The sequence below is a fragment of the Aestuariivirga sp. genome, assembly GCF_044238155.1.
Lineage (GTDB): Bacteria > Pseudomonadota > Alphaproteobacteria > Rhizobiales > Aestuariivirgaceae > Aestuariivirga.
Map to the genome: position 1 here is coordinate 1 of NZ_JBIIDX010000214.1, position 3,879 is coordinate 3,879.

The following is a 3,879-nucleotide window of genomic DNA, read 5'->3' on the forward strand; positions in this document are numbered from 1 at the left end:
CGGCTTCAAGGCCTTGATCCTCACCGGCATCGAAACGGATGTCTGTGTGCTCGCCACGGCGCTCGATGCGGTCGACCGGGGCCTGCGCGTCGTGATGGTCAGCGATGGCCTGGGCAGTGGTAGCGAGACCGGCCATTCGGCCATTCTTCAAACGCTCGCGATGCGCTATGATGAGCAGGTTGAAATCGTATACAGCAGCACCATTCTCGAAAGGTGGCGACCGTGACCGTCCCCAGCTATCTCCGCACCCCGGCTGTGCCGCTGCATCGCGCCTGGAATACCTGGGCGGCGCACCGCTATCTCGACATGATTTTCAAGCCGCTGGGCATTCATCTTTCACCGCTGTTCTTTGCTGCAAGCGCGGGCAGGGCCATTCATCCCGGCCCTGGAAGTTCCATCCGGCTTGGCGCCCATCATACCGACGGCTCCCGCGTTGCGGCAAGGCTTGATCATGCGGGCACCGTGCTCGACTGGTCATGGACCAAGCAGTCCATGTTCGATCTCGAGGCGCAATGGACGACGGAACGCAACGGCGAGTGGGGCTTGCGCTTCTGGGTCACGCTGGTGCTTCGGCAGGAAGATGGCGCCCACTGGCATTACGACGAGGCCAGTGGTGTCGCCACCTGCACCGTGGGTCCGCGCACTGTGGCGGTGGCGCCCCGCCGCCGCCCGCTGCTCGTCACCGGCCATGCCACCGAGGCCGAGGTCGGCCATGAGTTCGAGTCGCGCGGTTACTGGTATCTGGAGTCACGTGGCACTGCGGCCCCCGTTCTTGCTCTGCGCTTCAATCTCGAGGAGGCCGCCTCGAATGCCATCCGCGTGGCCATTGCGGATCGCAGGGATCTGGCCATCAACCGAGCGCTCGCGATGACCGAGGCGAAACCTGCGCCCGACGAAGACGCGCCCCGTGCCGCGGTGCGCGACATCATGGGCTGGAACACCATCTGGGACGACGTCAACCACCGCCCCTACATCACCTGCTCACGCAATTGGGATCTCAAGAAATTCGGTGGCTTCGGCTTCTGGCTCAATGACACGGCGGTCAATGCATTGCTGGTATCGCTGTTTGATGCCGATCAGGCCCGCGAGACCCTTTCGGTCATTCTCTCGGCGGCCACGCCCGAGGGCAATCTGCCCTGCATCATGACAGGCAATGATGCCTGGGTTGACCGCACCCAGGCGCCGCTCGTGTCGTTCATTGCCTGGCAGGTCTATCAGCGCACGGGAAATCGCGCCCTGCTGGAGATTGCCTATCCGATTCTCCGCGCCAACAATCTCTGGCTCCGCCGGGCCCGTGACGGCAATGGCAACGGGCTCCTTGAATTCGGTTCCTCCGATGTCGGGCTTGGCCTGTACAAGGGCACCAAGCTTGCAGCGAAGGATGAATCCTTCATGGACAATTCGCCTATGCATGACGAGGCCAGCTGGAACGAGGCTTCGCGCACGCTCGACAGCGAGGATGTCGGCCTCAACTCGCTCTGCTGCCTCGACAGCATGAGCCTTGCGCGCATGGCCGAGGTGCTGGGCGAAAACCCGGAGCCTCATCTTGCCCATGCGGCCGAGTTGCGCGGCAAGATCTCGCGAGAGCTGTGGGACAGTTCGCGCGGCATCTTTGCCAACCGGCTGTGGAGCGGCAGGTTCGTGGCCAGCGTCACGCCCACCAGCTTCTTTCCGCTGCTCGCCGGGGCAGCTGAGGCTGCACAGGTGCAGGCGCTGCTGGCAAAGCTTGACGATGCACAGTGGTTTGGAGGCGCGCCGCCGCTGCCGTCGGTTGCCCGCCACGATCCCAGCTTGCGTGACAACGTCTATTGGCGTGGCCGCATCTGGCCGATTCTCAACTGGCTTGTGTGGAACGGTCTCAAGCCGCATGACAAGGCGCGCGCGGCGCGTCTGCGCAGCAGTTCGTGGGACCTGTTTCAGCGCAGCTGGCAGGATCGGCGGCTGGCGCCTGAGAATTATCACCCGGACAGCGGCGAGGGGCTCGACCAGCCCGATACCGATCCATTCTATTCCTGGACTGCGCTCCTGCCCTTCATGATGACCGAAGGCGAAGGCTGAACCCTGCGGCCTATCTCTCGCCGCGGCGATAGGGTTGCATCAGCGCTTCGGGAACGCGCGCCCGCCGCGCCACCACGACCAGCGCCAGGATCGAGAGCACATACGGTGCCATCAGGAACAGCTGGTAGGGCGCGCCGGGAATGGCGGTCTGCAGTCGCAGCTGGAAGGCGTCGAAAAGGGCAAACAGCAAGGCGCCAATCAACGCCTTGCCCGGCTGCCAGGAAGCGAACACGACGAGCGCGATGCAGATCCAGCCGCGGCCCTGCACCATGGTCGGAAAGAAGCTGTTGAAGGCGGCCATGGTCAGAAAGGCTCCGCCAACGGCCATCAGCGCCGAGCCCGCCATCACGGCGCCGGTTCGGATCGCCAGCGGGTTCAGGCCCTGCGCGTCCACGGCGTGTGGGTTTTCCCCCGCCATGCGCACGGCGAGCCCAAGCGGCGTTCTGGCCAGAACCCAGGCCGTGATCGCCACGCAGACAAGCGCCAGATAGGTTGGCGCGGTCTGTGAGAACACCGCCTCGCCGAGGAACGGAATGTCGGAGAGAACCGGGAAGACCACTGGCTGGAACGGTGTGATGGTGGGGGGCAGGTCGCCCACCTCGACCCACATGCGGTAGAGATAGTAGGACAGCGAGGCGGCAAGCAGCGTGATGCCGAGGCCGGTGACATGTTGTGAAAGGCCGAGGGACACGGTCAGTTTGCCGTGCAGCCAGCCGAATGCCATGCCTGTCAGCGCTGCGGCCAGCAAGCCGAACCACAAGGTGCCGCCCCAATAGACCGTCAGCCAGCCGGCCATGGCGCCCATGGTCATGATGCCTTCGATGCCGAGGTTGAGAACGCCCGCCCGCTCGCAGATCAGCGCGCCCAGAACACCGAAGATGAACGGGGTGGCGATACGCAGCACCGCGGCCCAAAGGCTGGCGCTGGTCAGAATGTCCAGAGTCGTGCTCATCGCTTGATCCTGTAGGTGGTGAAGAGAAGGGCGGTCAGCATGGCGAGCAGTGAAACCGACATGATGACATCGGCAATGAAGCTTGGAACGCCTGTGGCGCGGCTCATGGCGTCCGCGCCCACGAATACGGTGGCGATGAAGATCGCCGCCGCCACGACCCCTGCCGGGTGCAGTGCTGCCAGCATCGCCACCACGATGCCGGCATATCCGAAGCCAGGCGACATGGTGGTCGTGACATAGCCCGTTGGCCCCAGAACCTCGACCGAACCCGCGAGTGCAGCCAGTCCGCCGGAGAGAAAGGCAACGCTCATCAGGATGCGCGGCAGCGGAATGCCGGCAAAGGCTGCCGCACGCGGCGAAAGGCCCGCAGCCCTGGTTTCGGTGCCGAACACTGTGCGTGCCTGAACCGTCCACACCACCAGCGCCGCCACGATCGCCACCAGGAAACCGATGTGCAGCCTGGTGCGCGGAACCAGACGCGGAAGCCGCAGGCTTGGGTCGACCGGCACCGATTGCGGCCAGCCGAAGGCCAGCGGGTCCTTCAACGGACCTTCCACCATCAGCCCCACCAGCAGCAGTACGATGAAGTTGAGCAGCAGGGTGACGACCACCTCATCAACGCCAAAGCGGAGCCGCAGCGCCACCGGCGCCATCAGCAACAAGGCCCCGGCCAGCATGCTGACGGCCATCAGCAGGCTGATCGACAGTGGCACGGGCAGCCCGAGGAACACACTATGCCCAAGCCCTGCAGTCACCAGCGCACCCACATAGAACTGGCCCTCGCCGCCGATGTTCCAGACCCGCGCCCGGAAGGCGACTGCCGCGGCAAGACCGGTGAAGATGAGGGGGATCGCGCGTGTCAGCGTCTC

The 3,879-nt window shown here is 64.6% G+C and carries 4 protein-coding genes; 2 read left to right on the forward strand and 2 right to left on the reverse strand.

The features are described 5' to 3' along the window. Window positions 1-226 (forward strand): cysteine hydrolase family protein (locus ACILRN_RS16050; RefSeq protein WP_395689972.1); only part of this gene is annotated, 226 nt, incomplete at its 5' end. Next, window positions 223-2,058 carry an MGH1-like glycoside hydrolase domain-containing protein gene (locus tag ACILRN_RS16055; RefSeq protein WP_395689973.1) on the forward strand — a complete coding sequence of 612 codons (1,836 nt, stop codon included), beginning with the start codon at window positions 223-225 and terminating at the stop codon, window positions 2,056-2,058. The genes ACILRN_RS16050 and ACILRN_RS16055, both read left to right, overlap by 4 nt. Window positions 2,059-2,068: 10 nt before the next feature. On the opposite strand, the gene ACILRN_RS16060 is transcribed toward ACILRN_RS16055, so the two are convergent. Together ACILRN_RS16060 and ACILRN_RS16065 are read right to left on the reverse strand one after the other, a co-directional pair. Beyond that, window positions 2,069-3,010: an ABC transporter permease gene (locus ACILRN_RS16060; RefSeq protein ID WP_395689974.1), complete on the reverse strand. Its 942-nt coding sequence runs from the start codon at window positions 3,008-3,010 to the stop codon at window positions 2,069-2,071. Continuing rightward, the coding region (locus ACILRN_RS16065) for an ABC transporter permease (RefSeq protein ID WP_395689975.1) at window positions 3,007-3,879 on the reverse strand (873 nt) is incomplete at its 5' end. The genes ACILRN_RS16060 and ACILRN_RS16065, both read right to left, overlap by 4 nt.

Excerpts from the sequence above, each read along its gene's own strand:
- ACILRN_RS16060 (WP_395689974.1), bottom strand. The coding sequence starts at position 3,010 with ATGAGCACGACTCTGGACATTCTGACCAGCGCCAGCCTTTGGGCCGCG.